Annotated in this window: 17 protein-coding genes; 10 read left to right on the top strand and 7 right to left on the bottom strand. The window is 67.5% G+C overall.

Going from position 1 to position 17,655, the window contains the following annotated elements:
• The first annotated feature begins 51 nt into the window (after positions 1-51).
• The 3 genes from ACR9Y6_RS17150 to ACR9Y6_RS17140 are packed head-to-tail and all read left to right on the top strand — an operon-like array spanning position 52 to position 4,327.
• Positions 52-2,154, top strand: coding sequence for a transglycosylase SLT domain-containing protein (locus ACR9Y6_RS17150; protein WP_481282379.1), 2,103 nt, complete (start codon positions 52-54; stop codon positions 2,152-2,154).
• A complete protein-coding gene (locus ACR9Y6_RS17145) occupies positions 2,151-3,089 on the top strand; it encodes a complex I NDUFA9 subunit family protein (protein ID WP_481282378.1) in 939 nt (312 codons plus the stop codon). The genes ACR9Y6_RS17150 and ACR9Y6_RS17145 overlap by 4 nt, the downstream gene beginning before the upstream one ends.
• 8 nt (positions 3,090-3,097) lie before the next feature.
• The gene (locus tag ACR9Y6_RS17140) at positions 3,098-4,327 is read left to right on the top strand and encodes a multifunctional CCA addition/repair protein (RefSeq protein ID WP_481282377.1); all 1,230 of its coding nucleotides are present in this window, start codon (positions 3,098-3,100) and stop codon (positions 4,325-4,327) included.
• Positions 4,328-4,495: 168 nt separating this feature from the next.
• Here ACR9Y6_RS17140 and ACR9Y6_RS17135 read toward each other — a convergent pair whose 3' ends face one another.
• Both ACR9Y6_RS17135 and ACR9Y6_RS17130 read right to left on the bottom strand, forming a co-directional pair.
• Positions 4,496-5,689, bottom strand: coding sequence for a class I SAM-dependent methyltransferase (locus ACR9Y6_RS17135; protein ID WP_481282376.1), 1,194 nt, complete (start codon positions 5,687-5,689; stop codon positions 4,496-4,498).
• Between the two features lie 76 nt (positions 5,690-5,765).
• On the bottom strand, positions 5,766-7,877 hold the full coding sequence (locus ACR9Y6_RS17130; protein ID WP_481282375.1) for a TonB-dependent receptor: 2,112 nt from the start codon (positions 7,875-7,877) through the stop codon (positions 5,766-5,768).
• A 173-nt stretch (positions 7,878-8,050) separates the two neighbouring features.
• Here ACR9Y6_RS17130 and ACR9Y6_RS17125 point away from each other — a divergent pair, with 173 nt between their 5' ends.
• Positions 8,051-8,710, top strand: coding sequence for a hypothetical protein (locus ACR9Y6_RS17125; RefSeq protein WP_481282374.1), 660 nt, complete (start codon positions 8,051-8,053; stop codon positions 8,708-8,710).
• A gap of 64 nt (positions 8,711-8,774) precedes the next feature.
• A complete protein-coding gene (locus ACR9Y6_RS17120) occupies positions 8,775-9,512 on the top strand; it encodes a pteridine reductase (protein WP_481282373.1) in 738 nt (245 codons plus the stop codon).
• Between the two features lie 3 nt (positions 9,513-9,515).
• Here ACR9Y6_RS17120 and ACR9Y6_RS17115 read toward each other — a convergent pair whose 3' ends face one another.
• From ACR9Y6_RS17115 to tsaD, 4 genes are all read right to left on the bottom strand, one after another.
• Positions 9,516-10,370 (bottom strand): DUF6159 family protein, encoded by an 855-nt coding sequence (locus tag ACR9Y6_RS17115; RefSeq protein WP_481282372.1) that lies wholly within the window; start codon positions 10,368-10,370, stop codon positions 9,516-9,518.
• 379 nt (positions 10,371-10,749) lie between these two features.
• On the bottom strand, positions 10,750-11,259 hold the full coding sequence (gene folK, locus ACR9Y6_RS17110) for a 2-amino-4-hydroxy-6-hydroxymethyldihydropteridine diphosphokinase (RefSeq protein WP_481282371.1): 510 nt from the start codon (positions 11,257-11,259) through the stop codon (positions 10,750-10,752).
• 24 nt (positions 11,260-11,283) lie between these two features.
• Positions 11,284-11,643: a dihydroneopterin aldolase gene (gene folB, locus ACR9Y6_RS17105; RefSeq protein WP_306849135.1), complete on the bottom strand. Its 360-nt coding sequence runs from the start codon at positions 11,641-11,643 to the stop codon at positions 11,284-11,286.
• Positions 11,644-11,703: 60 nt separating this feature from the next.
• Complete coding sequence (tsaD, locus tag ACR9Y6_RS17100) at positions 11,704-12,747, bottom strand: tRNA (adenosine(37)-N6)-threonylcarbamoyltransferase complex transferase subunit TsaD (protein ID WP_481282370.1); 1,044 nt, start codon at positions 12,745-12,747, stop codon at positions 11,704-11,706.
• Between the two features lie 65 nt (positions 12,748-12,812).
• Here tsaD and rpsU point away from each other — a divergent pair, with 65 nt between their 5' ends.
• The 5 genes from rpsU (at position 12,813) to ACR9Y6_RS17075 (ending at position 16,558) form a co-directional block, all read left to right on the top strand.
• A complete protein-coding gene (gene rpsU / locus ACR9Y6_RS17095; RefSeq protein ID WP_029213735.1) occupies positions 12,813-13,028 on the top strand; it encodes a 30S ribosomal protein S21 in 216 nt (71 codons plus the stop codon).
• 133 nt (positions 13,029-13,161) lie between these two features.
• Positions 13,162-13,605, top strand: coding sequence for a GatB/YqeY domain-containing protein (locus ACR9Y6_RS17090; protein ID WP_481282369.1), 444 nt, complete (start codon positions 13,162-13,164; stop codon positions 13,603-13,605).
• Positions 13,606-13,881: 276 nt separating this feature from the next.
• Entirely contained in the window at positions 13,882-14,055 is a 174-nt protein-coding gene (locus ACR9Y6_RS17085) for a DUF1328 domain-containing protein (protein ID WP_072322409.1), read from the top strand.
• Between the two features lie 51 nt (positions 14,056-14,106).
• Entirely contained in the window at positions 14,107-15,852 is a 1,746-nt protein-coding gene (gene dnaG / locus ACR9Y6_RS17080; RefSeq protein WP_481282368.1) for a DNA primase, read from the top strand.
• Between the two features lie 91 nt (positions 15,853-15,943).
• Positions 15,944-16,558 carry a DedA family protein gene (locus tag ACR9Y6_RS17075; RefSeq protein ID WP_481282367.1) on the top strand — a complete coding sequence of 205 codons (615 nt, stop codon included), beginning with the start codon at positions 15,944-15,946 and terminating at the stop codon, positions 16,556-16,558.
• 218 nt (positions 16,559-16,776) lie between these two features.
• Here ACR9Y6_RS17075 and ACR9Y6_RS17070 read toward each other — a convergent pair whose 3' ends face one another.
• Positions 16,777-17,652 (bottom strand): LysR substrate-binding domain-containing protein, encoded by an 876-nt coding sequence (locus ACR9Y6_RS17070; RefSeq protein ID WP_481282366.1) that lies wholly within the window; start codon positions 17,650-17,652, stop codon positions 16,777-16,779.
• Between the last annotated feature and the right edge of the window lie 3 nt (positions 17,653-17,655).

The raw sequence follows: 17,655 nt of genomic DNA, 5'->3' as shown, positions 1-17,655 counted from the left end.
GCGCGCGTCCTTCCCCTACAATCATGCGGTACGTACCCGTGAAGGAATCCCATGGTCCCCGCCCCGGCATCGCGACGCGCCGCCCGTTCCCTCCGCCTGCTGGCCGGCGTCGTCCTCGCCTTCTGCGGCGCCGCCGCCACGTTCAACGCATCGGCGGAGGGCACGGAAGCCCAGCGCCTCCGTTTCCGCCAGGCCTACGCCGTGGCCCAGCAAGGCGGCGATGCGTGGAAGGCGCAGGCGGCCGGGCTGGAGGGCTACGTGCTCTTCCCCTATCTGGAAGCGGCGGCCCTGGAGCACGATCTGCGCACGCTGGATCGCGCGCGCGTGGATGCCTATCTCGCCCGTTATCCGGGCCTCATCCCCGCCGCCGACCTGCGCCGCGATTTCCTGGGCGAGCTTGCGCGGCGCAAGGACTGGACCACGTTCAGCGCGATGTACCAGCCCGGCCTGGGTGACTCGTTGAGTTGTTTCGCACTGCAGGCGAAGCTCGCGCGCAACGAACCGCTGGTGTTCGACCGCGACCTCGCCGACCTGTGGAAAAAGGCCAGCCTGCCGAACGCTTGCGATCCCGCGATCGCCGCCGCGCACGACCAGGGGCTGCTGACACCCGATCGCCTGTGGACACGCATCCAGACGGCCGCGGAGGCGGGCAAGGGTGGCACGGTGGCCTCGCTGGCGCCGTGGTTGCCGCCCGAGGACGCGATCGCCGCGCAGCGCATCGCCCAGGCGCTGAACGATCCCGCCAGCGCATTGCGTGCCGCTTCCACCTGGCCCGACACACCGCGCCATCGCCAGGCCGTGACGCTGGCCCTGCAGCGCATGGCGCGCAAGCAGTCGACCGTGGCCGATACGGCCTGGTCGACGCTGGCGCCGCGCTTCTCCCTCAGCGAGCAGCAGAAAGGCGCGATCGAGAACGCACTGGCGCTGTTCCACGCCACCGACTTCGACGAGTCCGCGCTCGAACGCCTTGCCGCCTTGCCGCCCGGCGCGCAAACCGACGCGACACGCGAGTGGCGCGTGCGGGTCGCCCTCGCACGGCAGGATTGGGAAGCCGCCCTGGCGGCGCTCGACGCGCTCGGCGAGTCGCAGAAAGACGATGGCGAGTGGCGCTATTTCCGCGCGCTCGTGCTGGAAAAGCTGGGCCGCAAGGGCGACGCCCAACCGGTCTACCGCTCCGTGGCCCAGGAAGCCACCTATTTCGGCTTCCTCGCCGCCGACCGGATCGACACCGCCTATGCGATCTGCCCTTCGAGCATGGCCACCGACGAAGCACGCGAGGCCGCGTTGCTGGCCGATCCGGGCCTGGACCGCGCGTTCGAACTCTACGCCGTGGGACTGCAGAAGCTCGGCCGTCGCGAGTGGACGGCCGCGCTCGCCGGCCGCGATGCGGAAACCCAGCGACTGGCCGCCGACCTGGCGTTCCGCAAGGGCTGGTACGACCGTGCGGTATTCGGCCTCTCGTCCGGCGACGCCTTGCGTCTCTACGAACAGCGCTTCCCGCTGGCGCGCCAGGATGGCGTCGTGGAACAGGCCAGCCAGGCAGGCATCGAGGCGCCCTGGGCCTACGCGATCATCCGCGCGGAAAGCGCATGGATGACCGACGCGCGTTCCGGTGCCGACGCGCGCGGCCTCATGCAACTGCTGCCGGGCACGGCGGCGCTGGTCGCCAAGCGTAACGGCCTGTCGTGGTCCGGTGGCGACAGCCTTTACGAACCCACCACCAATATCGTGCTCGGAACCCGCTACCTCGCGCAGATGGCCGCGCGCTACAACGGCGCGCCCTGGCTCGCCAGCGCGGCGTACAACGCCGGGCCGAACAAGGTCGACCAGTGGGTGGAAGCACGCGGCACGCTCGATCCCGACCTGTTCGTCGCCAGCATTCCGTACAAGGAAACGCGGGAATACGTCGCGCGCGTGATGGCTTTCGCGGTGATCTACGACTGGCGCCTCAACGGCAACGCCTTGCCCATCGGCTCGCGCATGACCCGCCTCGGCAGCACGTACGCGTTGCCTTCGCCTGGCGCGGTGCGCAAGCCGGTGGCCTGTCCCGCGCCTGCCGTGGCGAAAGCCGCGCCACCGACGGCGCCCGCCGTGATGGAGCCCGCTCCGGCCGAGGCGTCGTCGGCACCCGCGCCACAGGAGCCGCAGCGGTGAAAGCGCGGCGCATCGTCATCCTCGGTGGCACCGGCTTCGTCGGAGGCAGCCTCGTTCCGCGGCTCGCCGCCGACGGACACGAGTTGCTGCTGCTCTCGCGCAATCGCGAAGGCCACCGCCATAGCGCCGTGGGCCGTAACGTCAAGGTGAGCAGCGCCGACATCTACGATTCGCCCACCCTGCGCCGGCATATCGCGGGCGCGGATGCCGTGATCCATCTCGTCGGCATCCTCAACGAGAGCGGCAGGAACACCTTCGCGCGTGTCTATCCGGAGCTGACCCGACTCGTGGTCGGCGCCTGCAAGGACACGGGCGTGCATCGCCTGCACCTGATGAGTTCGCTCAAGGCGGGACAGGGTCACTCCGGATACCTTCGCGCGCGCGGCGAAGCGGAAGCGCTGGTGAAGGCTTCGACGCTCGACTGGACCATCTACGAACCGAGCACGATCTTCGGCCCCGGCGACGGTCTCGTCAGCCGCTTCGACCGGCTGCTGCGCATGGCGCCCGTGGTGCCCCTGCCGAGGCCGCGGGCGAAAATGGCGCCCGTCCACGTCGGCGACGTGGCCGAGGCCATCGCGCGCGCCGTCGGCGACCCCTCGTCGGTGTTGCGTACCTACGAGCTGTATGGCCCTGAAACATGGACGCTGATCGACATCGTGCGCGCGATCCGCGATGCCCGTGGCCGCCGCCGCGCGGTGCTGCCGATGCCCGACGCGCTGGGACGGCTCCAGGCCCAGGTGGCCCAATTCGTACCGGGCAAGCCGTTCACGCCGGACAACTTCCGTTCGCTGCTCACCGATTCGGTCGGCCAGGTCGACGGCCTGGCGCAACTGGGCATCGATCCACAGCGTTTCTCCGCGTGGCTGCCACGCCTGCTCGGCCCATCGGTGCGCCAGCATCGGCTGGACGAGGCGCGCAGCCGGCGTCGCCCTTGAAAGGACACATGGACATCTATCTGGTCGGCGGTGCCGTTCGCGACGAATTACTCGGTCGACCCGTGGTCGACCGTGACTGGGTGGTGGTGGGCGCGACACCCGAGGAGATGCTCGCCGCCGGCTACAAGGCCGTGGGCAAGGATTTCCCCGTGTTCCTGCATGGGGAAACCAAGGAGGAGTACGCCCTCGCACGGACGGAACGGAAAACGGGCCGCGGCTACCACGGCTTCGCCTTCCATGCGGATCCGTCGGTGACCGTCGAGCAGGATCTGGAACGCCGCGACCTCACGATCAACGCCATCGCCCGGCACCAGGATGGTTCGCTCGTGGACCCGTTCGGCGGCGTCCGCGACATCCACACGCGCACGCTCCGCCACGTGTCCGATGCCTTCGCGGAAGATCCGGTGCGCCTGTTACGGGTGGCGCGGTTCGCGGCCCGCTATGTTCCCCTTGGCTTCACCGTGGCGGATGAAACCATGGTCTTGATGCGGCGCATGGTGGAGGACGGCGAAGTCGATCACCTGGTACCGGAACGCGTATGGGCCGAGACGCGGAAGGCGCTCGCCGAACCCGCCCCTGCCGCCTTCCTTCGCGTGTTGCGCGACAGTGGCGCGCTGCACGTGCTGTTCCCCGAGGTGGATGCCCTCTATGGCGTGCCGCAGCGGCCGGAATTCCATCCGGAGGTCGACACCGGCATCCATGTGGAAATGGTGCTCGATGCCGCCGCGAAGCTCGCTCCCCGCGATGCGCTGGTCGGCTGGTGCGCGCTCACGCACGACCTGGGCAAGGCGCTCACGCCCGCCGACGTGCTGCCACGCCACATCATGCATGAGCAACGTGGCATCGAGCCGGTGCGTGCGATGTCGTCACGATTGAAGGTGCCGGCGGAGTACGCGTTCATGGCGGAGGTGGTGTGCAAGCATCATCTCAACGCGCACATGGCGCTGGAGCTGAAGCCGGCGACGATCCTGCGCCTGCTGGATACGCTGGGGGCCCTGCGCCGTCCGGAACGCCTGGAGACCTTCCTGCTCGCGTGCATGGCCGACAAGCGCGGCCGGCTGGGAAGCGAAGAAGCCGCGTATCCGCAGGCCGATTTCCTGCGGGCCTGCCGCGAAGCCGCGGCAGCGGTCACATCGCAGCCGTTCGTCGAACGGGGGCTGCAAGGGCCGGCGATCGGTGAGGCGATGAAGAAGGCGCAGGTGCAGGCGATCGCGGGCGTGCCTCGTTCCGCTCCGTAGCTATCGCCGACAAGGTCGGCTCCCACAAAAGCTACCTGCGCCTCAACCGGGTGGGGGCCGACTACACCTCGACCGGGTGGGAGCCGACTACGCCCCGACCGGGTGGGAGCCGACTTGTCCGCGATGGGTTCGCGAACGCCCCCATCGAGGTGATACAACCCCCATCGGCTACAACCGCGCCCCCTGGTCGGCGGCCATCACATCGACCGGCAGCGCCGCCGCGTCGATGCCCTTGGCGAACAGCATGACCTGGAAGCGCTCGCCCATCTGGTCGGGCATGGTCAGCTTCTTCACCTCCTGCGCGAGGCGGTAGCGCGCCGCCTCGTCGGCAAGCGCGAGGTAGTCGTTCTCGAAGAAATCCTGCATTCCGGCCGCGAGCAGGAACCGGGCCTGCGGCATGTACGCCGCGACGCCGAATCCGGCGCTGTTGCCCGCTTCGGCAAGGGCGGTGAAGTCCACCGACGCGGTGAGGTCCTGCAATCCCGGCATGAAGAACGCATCGCCGTGCACGCGATGGCGATAGAAGGCGCGCAAGGTTCCGTCCGTGCGTTCGGATTGGTAGAACTCGCCGCGGGTATACCCGTAGTCGGCGAACAACATCGCGCCGCGACGCAGGCTTCCCGCCACCGCCTGCACCCAATAGGGCAGTTGCGGCAGGATCTCGCTGCGGTATCCGTTTTCGAATTCACGGCCGAGATCGCGCTCCACATGGCGCACGGCGCCGCCCACCAAGGCATCGGCGGGGCGATCGTTGCGCGCGAAGCGGCCCTCGCCATCGAGGACGACGTGTTCTTCGTAGATCTCGCCGTCGCGAGCCGTGAAGCGCGTGGTCGGCAGCGCGTCGATCACCTCGTTGGCGAAGAGCACGCCTTCCCACTCGGCCTCCGGCGGTCCATCGAGCCATGCCACGCGCGCGAACAAGGCGGCGGGAAGCGCGGCGCGAAGACGTTCACGCTGGCGCTCGCGCAGGTCGGCGCTTGGTTCGAGGATCATGTAGCGCCGTGGCGCGCATGCGGCCGCGTCGAGGGCAAGCAGGGCCGCTTCCGCGAAAGCGCCGCTGCCACCGCCGAGTTCGAGGAACCCGGCCTCCGGTCCGAGCGAACCCAGTACCGGCTCGAACGCGCGCACGACGCAACGGGCGAACAGCGTGCCCAGTTCCGGCGCCGTGACGAAGTCGCCCTCGGCGCCGAACTTGGCCTTGCCCGCGCTGTAATAGCCCAATCCCGGTGTGTACAGGCAGCGCTCCATGAAGCGCGAGAAAGGCATGGGGCCGTGCGAGGCGATCTCCTCGCGCAACAGGGCGACGAGGTGATCGGAATGGGCGCGCTCGTCGGCGCCGGGTGCGGGGAGGTTGACGTTCATGCCATGCGTATTCGTAGACGAATGCGCAGGATAACGGAAGCCCCGCCCAGGCGGCGTCAAGCGATGGACCGGGCCCTCAGAAATCCTGCTGCAACGACAGGAACAGGCCGCGGCGCGGACCGAACTGGGGTGCGCCCACGCCGATGCCCGAACCATCGCGGATCTCGTAGGTGCGATCCAGCGCGTTCACCAGGGCAAGCTGTGCATGCGTGGCGCCAGCCGGGGTGAGATGGAAATCCCGCGACACGCTCAGGTTGAGCTGGAAGTACGCCGGCATGGTGTCGCCGTTGGGCACGATGCCGTCGCGGCGCAGGCCGGAGCCGAACAGGTAGTCCGCGCCGATACGCGTCGAATCCGCGAAGGCGTAACTGATGCCACCCGACGAGGTGTACTTCTGGTCGTGGTCGAGATGGATGAAGTGATCCTGGATATAGGCCAGGTCGTCCGGGCTGAAGTTGTACTGGCCGGTGATGATCCGCTTGCCGACCGAGCGGTTGTACGCGAAGTTGAAGTACGCGGTGAGCGCGCCACCGTCGTAGTTGATCGTGAGCTCGTCACCCTTGACCTTGCCCTGGTCGTAGTTGAACGTGGAATAGACCAGCGCGGTGCCGAACTGTCCTTCATCCTGGATGCGCTGCACATGGCGCGAATAGCTGTCGAGGCCCACCGTCCACGCATCGCCCAGCTTCTGCGAGATGCCGATGTCGTAATAGCTGGAACGCTCGGCCAGCGGCGTGTCGTTGCCGTTGTCCGGCAGCGCATTGGTGGTACCGGCGAACTTCGCGATCGAGGTGGGGCTGATCATCTCCGACGCGGGCGGCGTGAAGTAACGCGAGAAGCCCGCGTGGATCGTGGTGCTGTCCGTGGGTTGATACACCACGCCGACGCGCGGGCTCAGCTGGCTTTCCGTGCGGAAGGCGTCGTAACGATCGGCGCGGACGCCGTAGTTCACCGTCCACTTCTCGCCGATGCTCCACTCGTCCTGCAAATAGAGCGCGTAGGTGCGGGCGATGATGCGGCTGGCGTCGACGATGTTCAGCGGCGTGGTGGAGGTCTGGTTGCCGTCCGCGTCGGCCGGGAACACGAGCGCGTCGTTGGTGGCGTTCGCCCTTTCGAACGATCCGTAGATGCCATAGCGCAGGGTGTGGCTGTCGCCCAGCGGCGTGGAGAAGTCCGCTTGCAGCGTGCTCGCGCGGTTCGCCCGGCTCACGTCCGAAGCGACGCCGTTGAACATCAGGTCGCCGATGTCGTCCGGGGTGAAGTCCAGGCTGCTGTAACGCTGTCCCGCCGAGACCTGATACGCCGTGTCGCCCATCTTGCCCTGCAGGCTCAACACACCGAAGCGCGTCTTTTCCTTCTGGCGCTCGTTGAGCTGGGCCGAGTCGAAGTTGGTGACATCGAGATAGCCGAACTGCGGCGTCTGGTCCGGGTTGTTCGGGATCTCGAAACGATTGTTGGTGGCGCCGAACAGGAAGCTGAGGCGCGTGTCGTTGTCGATCAGGTAGGAGATATCGCCGAATGCCTTCACCTGGTTGGTGTGGTCGTGGATCGGCTTGCGGCTGGCGGTCGGGTTCTCGACGCCGACGTCGTTCTCCAGGTAGTTCGCAGTGAGGAACCAGCTCCAGGCGCCGCTGCGGCCGAACAGGGTCGCGTTCGGGTTCAGCGTACCGAACTGGCCACCCGTGATGCCGACGCTGCCGCCCACGCCATCTTCCTTGGGCGAACGCGTGGTGATGTCGACGATGGCCGCGGTGCGCTCGCCGTACTGCGCGGGCAAGGCACCCGTGAGCAGCTTCACGTTCTGGATCATGCGCGCGTCGAGGGTCTGGCCGAAGCCGCCGATGCTTTCCGGGATGAGCACGCCGTCGATGCGGTACTGCAGGTTCGCGTGGTCGCCACGCACGTGCAACTGGCCGTAGGAATCCTGGACCACGCCCGGCGCCTGCAGGATCACCTGGTTCAACGGCGTCGAATCACCCAGCGGCAGGGCCTGGATCGTCTGCCGGTCCATGACGTACTGGCTGCTGCCCGTGTCGGGCGACAGGCTGTTCCGCGCTTCGTCCAGCCGGGCGGTCACGTCCACCTCGCCAAGGTCCGTGGCCTTCGGCGGCGGCCTGTCGTCTGTCGCGAAAACGGGTGCGGCGGACAGGGCGAGGGCGATGCAGAGCGCGAGGCGAGCAGGGGTCATCGTGGATTTTTCCAAGGATCGAAATGTTATAACGTATCTTCTTGCGGACACGCCAAGGGGGAATTGGGCGAGGCGACTGTGCCGGGCGTAGCTTTCCGCCAGCTTTCACGGCGCTTCATGATCGACTCACGCCGTCGCGGCGACCATGCCCGTCCTGACCCCTGGAGAAACCGATGGCGAAACGAGACGCCACATCGACATCGAAGGAAATCGTCGCGACGAGCGGCGGCCGCGCCGACAGCCCTGTCGCCAGGGCCATCCTGGAGTTCGTCAGCCGGATTCCCGATAGCGACATCTCCCCCGCCAGCAAGGGCACGGCGGAGGAAGAAGCGCGCCGCCTGGCCAGCACGGCCGCCAACAAGGCCGCGGTGACGGCCGGGTCGCTGGCCTTGCCGCCAGGTCCATTGGGATGGCTGACCGTGCTGCCGGAGCTAGTCGCGATCTGGCGCATCCAGGGCCAGCTGGTCAGCGATATCGCCGCCGCCTATGGCAAGACCGCCCGGCTCGGGCGGGAACAGATGCTCTGGTGCCTGTTTCGCCATACCGCCGCGCAGGCCTTCCGCGACGTGGCCATCCGCGTCGGCGACCGCCTGGTCTTCCGCACCGCCGCCACGGGGGTATTGCAGCGGCTGGCCGGGCGCATCGGCGTCAGTATCTCCAAGCGCGCCGTCGGCAAGGGCATCTCGCGCTGGCTGCCCATCGTCGGCGCCCTGGGCGTGGGAGCCTACGCTTATTACGACACCGGACAGGTGGCGCGGACGGCGATCGAACTGTTCAGTGGCGAGGTGCACGTCGAGGAAGACGAACAGGCTTCGCCGGAAGCGGACGCGTAGCGATGCCCGGTGACGTGGGCGCCGGTTTGCGGCAAGCTCGCGGGCGCATCTACAGGGAGTCACGATGAACAAGCAGCCGGTCGTCCTCGTCACCGGAGGCGCGCGCCGCGTCGGCGCCGCCATCGTCAGGCGCCTGCACGCCGCGGGCTGCGTCGTGGCGATCCACTACCGGCGTTCGGCCGGCGAGGCCGACGCGCTCGCGGGTGAGCTCAACGCCGCCCGCGCGGGCAGCGCGGCCACGTTCGCCGCCGCGCTGGAAGACGACGACGCCTTGCCGGTCCTCGTCGGCTCCGTGGTCGAGCGCTTCGGCCGCCTCGATGGACTGGTCAACAACGCCTCCGCGTTCTACCCCACCCCGGTCGGCGCGACCACGCCCGCGCATTGGGACGACCTGTTCGCCGCGAACGCACGCGCGCCCTTCTTCCTGGCGCAAGCGGCCACGCCGGCACTGCGCGAGGCAAAGGGAGCGATCGTGAACATCGTCGACATCTACGCCGAGCGCCCGCTCGCCGGGCATGCCGTGTACTCGATGGCGAAAGCCTCGCTGGCGATGCTCACCTTCGCCCTGGCGAAGGATCTCGCACCCGATATCCGTGTCAACGCGGTCGCTCCCGGTGCCATCCTGTGGCCCGAGTCGGGCAAACCGGAAGAAGCCGCCGAGACGCTCATCGCGAAGACGCCGCTCGCCCGCAAGGGCGAGCCGGCGGACGTTGCCGAAGCCGTGCGCTGGCTGTTGCTCGACGCACGCTACACGACCGGGCAGGTCGTGCGCGTGGATGGCGGGCGGGCGCTGACGATCTGAGCGTCAGTTCTTCTGGCGGAACGCCGATTCGAGCAGCGCGCGGTCGAAACCCTGGCCCGGATCGCCTTCCTGGGTATAGCGGTACAACGCCGCGGAGTACACGCCATGCATCGCCGCCTGGAACAGGCTGAGCGCGACCAGGCCGACGATGGCGATCACGCCCACCGCCACCATCAATGCCACCGACTGCGTGCTGGCCGCGGCGAAGAACAGGATGCCGCTGACGAAGATCAGGCAGAAGGTGAGGATGCCGCCGGCCAGGCCGATGCCGGCGTTGCCGATCAGGTTCTCGCCCCAGGTCTGCTTCAACGCGCCGGCGCTGCGCTTCACCGCGTCGACGGGGCCGACATCCTGCGCGGCGAGCACGGGCACGACGAGGAAGGTGGCCACCGTCCAACCGAAGCCGATCAGGCCGACCACGAGACGGCCGATGAAGCCGAGGCGTTCCTGCAACGCGCGAAGGATCATGCCCACCGTCGCGGCGATCAGGGCATAGCCGAGGATGTTCGGCAACTTGCCCATGGCCGTGCGGATGCCGTCGCCGAGGGTCGGATTGCCGCCGTCCAGACGGATCAGCGCGGCCGAAGCCAGCGCCACGTTGAAGAAGATGACCACGGCGTACTGGACGAAATAGAAGAGGAAGCTCACCAGCAGGAACATCGGCGAGACATGCTGGCGCTGGCCTTCGAGGTCCACCTGGTTGTGCGAGACCAGGGCGATGACAGGCCATGCGAAGGTGGCGATCACCACCAGCGAGGCCAGCCCCGCGAGCAGCGGGAAGAGCATCAATTCCTTGTCCTGCCGGAGGATGTTGGCGCTGGCTTTCATCAGCGCCCAACTGCGTGCGAACTTACCCATTTCCTTGTTTCCCCTTGGTCCGATGTGGACGCGTTGTAGCATCTTGCGCGAGCAGTCGCCAGCGTCACCGGCCGAAGATGGAAACCAGCCAACCGAAACTCGGTGGGAGCCGACCTTGTCGGCGATCCCGCGGCAGCGGGCCAGGTCGACGCAAGCACCCATCGCCGACAAAGTCGGCTCCCACAAGAGCGAAACCCGTCCTCCTTGAAGCGGACCCACATGGAAGCGGACCCACATGCCGGACATACCTTGTGGGAGCCGACCTTGTCGGCGATCCCGCGGCAGCGGGCCAGGTTGAGGCAAGCACCCATCGCCGACAGGGTCGGCTCCCACAAGAAAGCCGGCTCCCACCGGAAGGCTCGTGCCTCGGGAACGCTTCTTACTTGGGTGCGGCCACGGCGCGGGTGCAGGCTTCATCCACCACCAGCGGCTCGCTCTCCTGCGGGAAGGCCGCCCACAGGTCCGCCATCGTCCGGCCGTTCACCGGGTGACGCAGCGCCGGCGCGATATCGGCCATGGGCTTCAGCACGAAGGCGTGACGCAACTCACCGCGAGGGATCTCCAGATGCCCTTCCCCGCTCAGCACGAGGTCGTCGTAGAGCACGATGTCCACATCGAGGGTGCGGCTCGCGTAGCGCTCACCGCCACGGACGCGCCCGTGGCGATCTTCCAGCGCGTGCAGCCAGTCGTTGAGGTCGTCGGGACCGAGGTCGCTGTCGAGGGCCACGGCGAGGTTGAGGAAGTCAGGTCCGTCGAAGCCGACCGCCGCGCTGCGGTAAACCGGCGAAACGTCCAGCGCGCCGAAGCGGCGGCGCAGCTCGGCCACCGCAAGACCGAGCCAGTGTTCCGCATCGATGTTCGAGCCCAGGCTGAGGTAGGCGCGCCCCACGTCAGTGCTTGTCCATCGGGTGAATCATTCCGGACGCGTGCCGCGTTCGATGCGAACGCCGACCGCGCGGGCCCCGCGTACCGCGCCGGGCTTGGAAAGCTTCAGGCGCACCCAGGTCACGCCGAACTCCTCGCGCACGATCTCCGCGCAGCGCTCGGCGAGCGTCTCGACCAGGCCGAAGCTCGAAGCCTCCACGTACGCCTGGAGGCGCTTGGAGATCGACTTGTAGTTGAGCGTGTCGGCGATGTCGTCACTGGCGGCCGGCCGGCGGTTGTCAAAGGCCATCTCGAGATCGAACGACAGGGTCTGCCGAATGCGGCGTTCCCAGTCGTAGATGCCGATGACCGCGTCGATGCGCAGGTCTTCGATGAAGACGATATCCATGGAGTCAGGTGCTGCGAAGGGCCTTACAGGGTCCGCGAGGAGGGGCGATTTCGCAAGCACTCAGGCCGCTGGCGGCAATGTCTCCAGGCTCCAGCGCGGATACACCTGGATCGTCTCGTCCTGGTGCTGGCCCACGGCCAGCCGGATCGCCCCGGCCAGGGCGATCATCGCGCCATTGTCGGTGCAGAACGCCAGGCGCGGGAAATACACCCGGAATCCGTCCGCCCCGGCGGCCTGCGCCAGTTGCTCGCGCAGCCGCTTGTTCGCGCCCACGCCGCCCGCGATCACCAGCCGCTTCGCCCCGGTGGCCTCCAGCGCGCGCCGGCACTTGATGGCCAGGGTGTCGACGATCGCCTCCTCGAAACCGCAGGCGATGTCGGCACGGGTCTGATCGGTCTTGTCCGACGCCTGCCAGGCCAGGAGCACCTGGGTCTTCAGGCCGGAAAAGCTGAAGTCCAGACCCGGCCGGTCGACCATCGGGCGCGAGAAACGAAAGCGTCCCGGCGTGCCCTCCTCGGCCAGCTTCGCCAGCGCCGGGCCGCCCGGGTAGGGCAGGCCCATGAGCTTGGCCGTCTTGTCGAAGGCCTCGCCCGCGGCGTCGTCGAGGGTGTCGCCGAGGATCCGGTACTCGCCGATCGCCTTGACCTCCACCAGCATCGAATGACCACCCGAAACCAGCAAGGCGACGAAGGGCGGTGCCGGCGGATCGTCCTCGAGCAGCGGCGCGAGCAGGTGGCCTTCCATGTGGTGCACCCCGATGGCGGGCACACCCAGCGCCCAGGCCATGGCCCGGGCCGCCGAGGCACCGACCAGCAGGGCGCCGACCAGGCCGGGCCCCGCCGTATAGGCCACGCCACCGAGGTCCGCCGGGGTCATGCCGGCCTCCTTCAAGGCCTCCCTGACCAGGGGCAGCAGCTTGCGCACATGGTCCCGGCTGGCCAGTTCAGGCACCACGCCGCCGTATTCGGCATGCAGGGCGATCTGGCTGAAGAGCGCGTGGGAAAGCAGCCCCCGGCCAGGCTTCTCGGGGTCCCAGCGCAGCAGGGCCACGCCGGTCTCGTCGCAGGAGGTTTCCACGCCCAAAACGGGCTTTGAATTTTTCATCTCGATCACGTTATAATCCACGGCTCACCCGGATTCACGGGTCAGTTTAATCAAGTGGAGTTTCCATGCCGAGCGTTAAAGTCCGCGAGAACGAGCCGTTTGAGCTTGCCCTTCGCCGCTTCAAGCGTACGTGCGAGAAGGCTGGCGTGCTGGCCGAAACGCGCAAGCGCGAATTTTACGAAAAGCCGACCCAGGAGCGTAAGCGCAAGCGCGCTGCTGCTGTGAAGCGCCACCTGCGCCGTCTGTCCCGCGACACGACGCGCCGGACCCGCATGTACTGATGTACCAGCCGGTCCTCGTGGCCGGCATGGTAACGCGGTTGGCGCGTTTACGCTGCCCCCGCACTCAGGCGGAAATCCCGAGCCGGCTTTGCCGAAAGGTGAAGCCGGCTTTTCGTCGTCCCGGAGAAAAGACATGAGCCTCAAGGCAAAGATCACCGAAGACATGAAGGCCGCCATGAAGGGCGGTGAAAAGGACCGCCTGGCCGTCATCCGCCTGGTCCAGGCCCAGATCAAGCAGCGCGAGGTCGACGAGCGGATCGAGCTGGACGACAACCAGGTGCTCGCCGTGCTCGAGAAGATGCAGAAGCAGCGCCGCGATTCGATCGAGCAATACGACAAGGCTGGCCGCACCGATCTGGCCGATATCGAGCGCTACGAGATGGGCGTGATCGACGGCTACCTGCCCGCCAAGCTGGGCGAGGCCGAACTGGACGCCATCATCGACGCCGCCATCGCCGAATCCGGAGCCACCACCGCCCGCGACATGGGCAAGGTGGTCGCGCTGATCAAGGAAAAGGCCACCGGCCGCGCGGACATGGCCGCCGTGGCAGGCAAGGTGAAGGCCAGGCTGGCCTGATAGCCTCCGCGGGAACCGACCCGATTGGGAACCGACCCTGGTGGGAGCCGGCTCTGCCGGCGATGGGTGCTCGCCGCAGACTGGCCCGCTGCCGCGGGATCGCCGGCCGAGCCGGCTCCCACAGTGTATTGCGGGCACCCATCGCCGACAGGGTCGGCTCCCACCAAATCGCCGCTTCAACTAACGGTGACCGTTCACGGCTTCGCCACGGTGCTGCCAGCATCCTGCGCGGCGCGGCTGGCGGGCCATCCTCCGGCGCCCTGACGGAGGATTTCCATGCTCAAGTACGCCATCATCTTCGGCCTTATCGCCCTGGTTACCGGCGCCCTCGGCTTCAGCCGGGTCTCGGGCGTCGCCGCCACCATCGCCAAGGTGTGCTTCGCCATCTTCCTGATCCTGTTCGTGATCGCGATCCTGGCCGTCATCGGCGTCTTCAAGCTCGCCTTCTAAAGGTACGCCAGGCTCCATACGGAAGCGGATGCATGGCATCCTAGGGGACTGATGCGTGGCCGTATTCCCGACAATTTCATCGATGAACTGCTGACTCGCGTCGACATCGTCGACGTGATAGAGCGGCGCGTGCCGCTGAAGAAGGCCGGGCGCGAATGGACCGCATGCTGCCCCTTCCACAACGAACGCTCGCCCTCGTTCTACGTGAGCCCGCAGAAGCAGTTCTTCCACTGCTTCGGCTGCGGCGCGCATGGCAGCGCGATCAAGTTCATCATGGATTACGACCGCCTCGAATTCCCCGACGCCATCGAGGAACTCGCCCAGTCCGTGGGCTTGAAGGTGCCCTACGAGGGCGGCCGGGACGATAAGCCGCGGGAAGACCGCAGCGACCTCTACTCCCTGCTCGACGATGCCGCCAGCTTCTACCAGCGCGAACTCGACAACAGCGCCGAGGCCCGTGCCTATATCGACCGGCGCGGCCTCGACGACGAGATCGTCAAGCGCTTCCGCATCGGCTGGGCGCCCGCCGGTTTCGACGGCGTATTGAAGGCGCTGGGCACCTCGGACCGTCGGCGCCAGCTGCTCAACGAAGCCGGCATGGTCGCCAGCAACGAGCGGGGCAATCGCTACGATCGCTTCCGTGAGCGGGTGATGTTCCCGATCCTCGACCGGCGCGGCCGCGTGATCGCCTTCGGCGGACGCGTGCTGTCGTCGGACCAGAGCCCGAAATACCTCAACTCACCCGAGACACCGCTCTTCCACAAGGGTCGCGAGTTGTTCGCCTTGTGGCAGGTGAAGCAAGCCCACCAGCACCTCACCCGGATCATGGTGGTGGAGGGCTACATGGACGTCATCGCGCTGCACCAGGCCGGCCTGCCCATTGCCGTCGCCACGCTCGGTACGGCAACCACGCCGGAGCACGCCGAAGTGCTCTTCCGCGCGGCACCCGACGTTTATTTCTGCTTCGACGGCGACCGCGCCGGTCGCCAGGCGGCATGGCGCGCGCTGGAATCGATCCTGCCGCGCATGCGCGACGGCCGCCAGGCCCATTTCCTGTTCCTGCCCGACGGCGAAGATCCGGACACCCTCGTACGCAAGGAAGGCAAGGAGGGCTTCGAGAAGCGCATGAAGGGATCCATGCCGATGTCGGAGTATTTCTTCGAGGAACTGGCCCGCGATGTCGACGTCACCCGGATCGACGGGCGCGCGCGTCTCGCGGAACGCGCCCGTCCACTGATCGCCAAGCTGCCCGACGGCGCTTTCCGCGACCTGATGGCGCAGGAGCTGGAGCGCCGCACGGGCGCGAAGGCGGTCCTGGACGCTGAGCCCGCACCCCGGCAAACGGCCGTCCCGCGCCCGTCCGGCGGTGGCCAGCGAAGCCTCGTCCGTAGCGCGATCACCATGCTCCTCGCACAGCCTGCGCTGGCCGAGGAGGTGGAGGTCCCCTACCCGTTCCTGCGCTACAACCGGAACGGTATCGACCTGCTGGCCGAACTGATCGATATCGCGCGGAGCCGACCGGGCATCAATTCCGCGGTGCTCGTGGAGAACTTCATGGACCGCCCGGAATACCCTGCGCTGCAGAAGCTCATGCAGCTGGGACTGCTGGTCGATCCGGACGCCCAGCGCTCGGAGTTCCGCGGCGCGCTGATCAACATGCAGAACCAGGCCGTGTCGGATCGCCGCGAGTACCTGATCGCCAAGAGCCGCGAAGAGGGCCTGGACGACACGGAAAAGGCCGAACTTCGCGTCCTCCTCGCCGCCCGCGCCATACCCGCTCCGGCGGACGACGAATGATGCGCCGCATCGTGGGCGTAACGCGATCCGTGGGATCATCCCGGCCTCGTTCCTCCAAGGGACCGGCCCCAGCCGGATTCGCGCGCTACTGATGGACCTGCTCAACGACCTCGTCGATTTCTTCGGAAGGAACGGATACCTCGCCGTCTTCTTCGCCCTGATGCTCTGCGGGGCAGGCATCCCCTTGCCCGAGGACATCACCCTCGTGGCCGGCGGCATCATCACCGGCCTTGGCTACGGCGACGTCCATACGATGGTCGGCGTGGGCATGGCCGGCGTGCTCGTGGGCGATTCCACGATGTTCCTGCTGGGCCGCCACTTCGGCGGGAGGATCATGAGCTGGCGCCTGGTCGCGCGCCTGCTCACGCCCGAGCGCTACGCGAAGGTGCAGGAGAAGTTCGAGCGCTACGGCAACCGCATGATGTTCGTCGCCCGCTTCCTTCCGGGCATGCGCACCGCCGTGTTCATCACCGCCGGGGCCACCCATCGCGTCGGCTTCTTCCGCTTCCTTCTGCTGGACGGTCTCGCCGCGGCCATCAGCGTGCCGCTGTGGGTCTACCTGGGGTATTTCGGCGCACACAACCACGAGTGGCTGGCGATGTGGATCCGTCGCGGGCAAACCGGTGTCTGGCTGGCGATCGCCGCCGCACTGGTCGTGCTGGGCGTGATCTGGTGGCGCCGCAAGAAGGCCACGCGGGACTGCTGAGCACGGGAATCGTGGGACTGCGGGAATCGTGGGAGCCGCTTCAGCGGCGATCCCGCGGCAGCGGGCCAGCCTGAGGCAAGCACCCATCGCCGCTGAAGCGGCTCCCACAGAGGAATGTGGATCGCCGACAGGGTGGGCTCCCAGCAGAACCCGGCCAGACCCGGCCAGCTTGCCGATTTATCGGCTCCCACCCGTGGAGCCGCTCCCACCGGTTCCGGTCAACCGGCTGCCGTGATCTCGGCGAAGAGCCAGTCGCGGAAGACGGTGGTTTCCTCGCGCGGCTCGGCGTCGCGGGATACCGCCAGGTAATAGGTGTGATGCAGCGGCAACGCCAGGTGGAACGGGGCCACGAGGCGGCCCGCGGTCAGGTCGTAGGCCACCAGCAGTTCCTGGGCCAGCGCCACGCCCTGCCCCTCGATCGCCGCCTGGAGCATCATCGTGCCGTCGCTGAAACCCATCTCTCGCGACACCGGTCCCGGTTCGACACCCGCGCGCTCGAACCACTGGTCCCATCCCGTCGCCGCCGCGGCACGACGGCCCGGACGTTCGTGCAGGAGCATCTGCGCGGGCAGGTCCGCCGGTCCGCGCACCTGTTCGGCGAGCGCGGGAGCACAGACCGGCGTGTAGCCACTCACCACGAGGATGGACTGGCCGGCGCCTTCGCTCACGCGATCGTCGATGGCGAGGTCCCAACCCCCTTCGTCGCCACCGTCGGTGACCACTTCCACGGCGATGTCCGGATGCCTGGCGAAGAAGCGGAACAACCTCGGCACCAGCCATTTCGTACCGAAGGTGGGCGGCACGGAGACGCGCAAGGAGGCATGGCGTTGCCCCATCACCTGGTCCGTGGCGTGCTGCAACGCACGAAAAGCGTCACGAATGCGCGGAAAATAATTTTCGCCCGCCGCCGTGAGCGACAGCCGATTGTTGCTTCGCACAAAGAGCGGCGTACCGAGGTACGACTCCAGCAACTTGACTTGCGCACTCACCGCCGCGGCGGTCAGCGAGAGTTCCTCGCCCGCCTTGGTGAAGCTCATATGCTGCGCTGCAAGCTCGAACACGCGCACGGCATTGAGGGGTAATGAGCGCTTCATTGC

The organism is Luteibacter sp. TLI7-4A (genome assembly GCF_056754745.1).
This window is presented reverse-complemented; position numbering and strand designations above follow the sequence as displayed.

Excerpts from the sequence above, each read along its gene's own strand:
- ACR9Y6_RS17150 (WP_481282379.1), top strand. The coding sequence starts at position 52 with ATGGTCCCCGCCCCGGCATCGCGACGCGCCGCCCGTTCCCTCCGCCTG.
- ACR9Y6_RS17140 (WP_481282377.1), top strand. The coding sequence starts at position 3,098 with ATGGACATCTATCTGGTCGGCGGTGCCGTTCGCGACGAATTACTCGGT.
- ACR9Y6_RS17135 (WP_481282376.1), bottom strand. The coding sequence starts at position 5,689 with ATGAACGTCAACCTCCCCGCACCCGGCGCCGACGAGCGCGCCCATTCC.
- ACR9Y6_RS17130 (WP_481282375.1), bottom strand. The coding sequence starts at position 7,877 with ATGACCCCTGCTCGCCTCGCGCTCTGCATCGCCCTCGCCCTGTCCGCC.
- ACR9Y6_RS17125 (WP_481282374.1), top strand. The coding sequence starts at position 8,051 with ATGGCGAAACGAGACGCCACATCGACATCGAAGGAAATCGTCGCGACG.
- ACR9Y6_RS17120 (WP_481282373.1), top strand. The coding sequence starts at position 8,775 with ATGAACAAGCAGCCGGTCGTCCTCGTCACCGGAGGCGCGCGCCGCGTC.
- ACR9Y6_RS17115 (WP_481282372.1), bottom strand. The coding sequence starts at position 10,370 with ATGGGTAAGTTCGCACGCAGTTGGGCGCTGATGAAAGCCAGCGCCAAC.
- folB (WP_306849135.1), bottom strand. The coding sequence starts at position 11,643 with ATGGATATCGTCTTCATCGAAGACCTGCGCATCGACGCGGTCATCGGC.
- tsaD (WP_481282370.1), bottom strand. The coding sequence starts at position 12,747 with ATGAAAAATTCAAAGCCCGTTTTGGGCGTGGAAACCTCCTGCGACGAG.
- rpsU (WP_029213735.1), top strand. The coding sequence starts at position 12,813 with ATGCCGAGCGTTAAAGTCCGCGAGAACGAGCCGTTTGAGCTTGCCCTT.
- ACR9Y6_RS17090 (WP_481282369.1), top strand. The coding sequence starts at position 13,162 with ATGAGCCTCAAGGCAAAGATCACCGAAGACATGAAGGCCGCCATGAAG.
- ACR9Y6_RS17085 (WP_072322409.1), top strand. The coding sequence starts at position 13,882 with ATGCTCAAGTACGCCATCATCTTCGGCCTTATCGCCCTGGTTACCGGC.
- dnaG (WP_481282368.1), top strand. The coding sequence starts at position 14,107 with ATGCGTGGCCGTATTCCCGACAATTTCATCGATGAACTGCTGACTCGC.
- ACR9Y6_RS17075 (WP_481282367.1), top strand. The coding sequence starts at position 15,944 with ATGGACCTGCTCAACGACCTCGTCGATTTCTTCGGAAGGAACGGATAC.
- ACR9Y6_RS17070 (WP_481282366.1), bottom strand. The coding sequence starts at position 17,652 with ATGAAGCGCTCATTACCCCTCAATGCCGTGCGCGTGTTCGAGCTTGCA.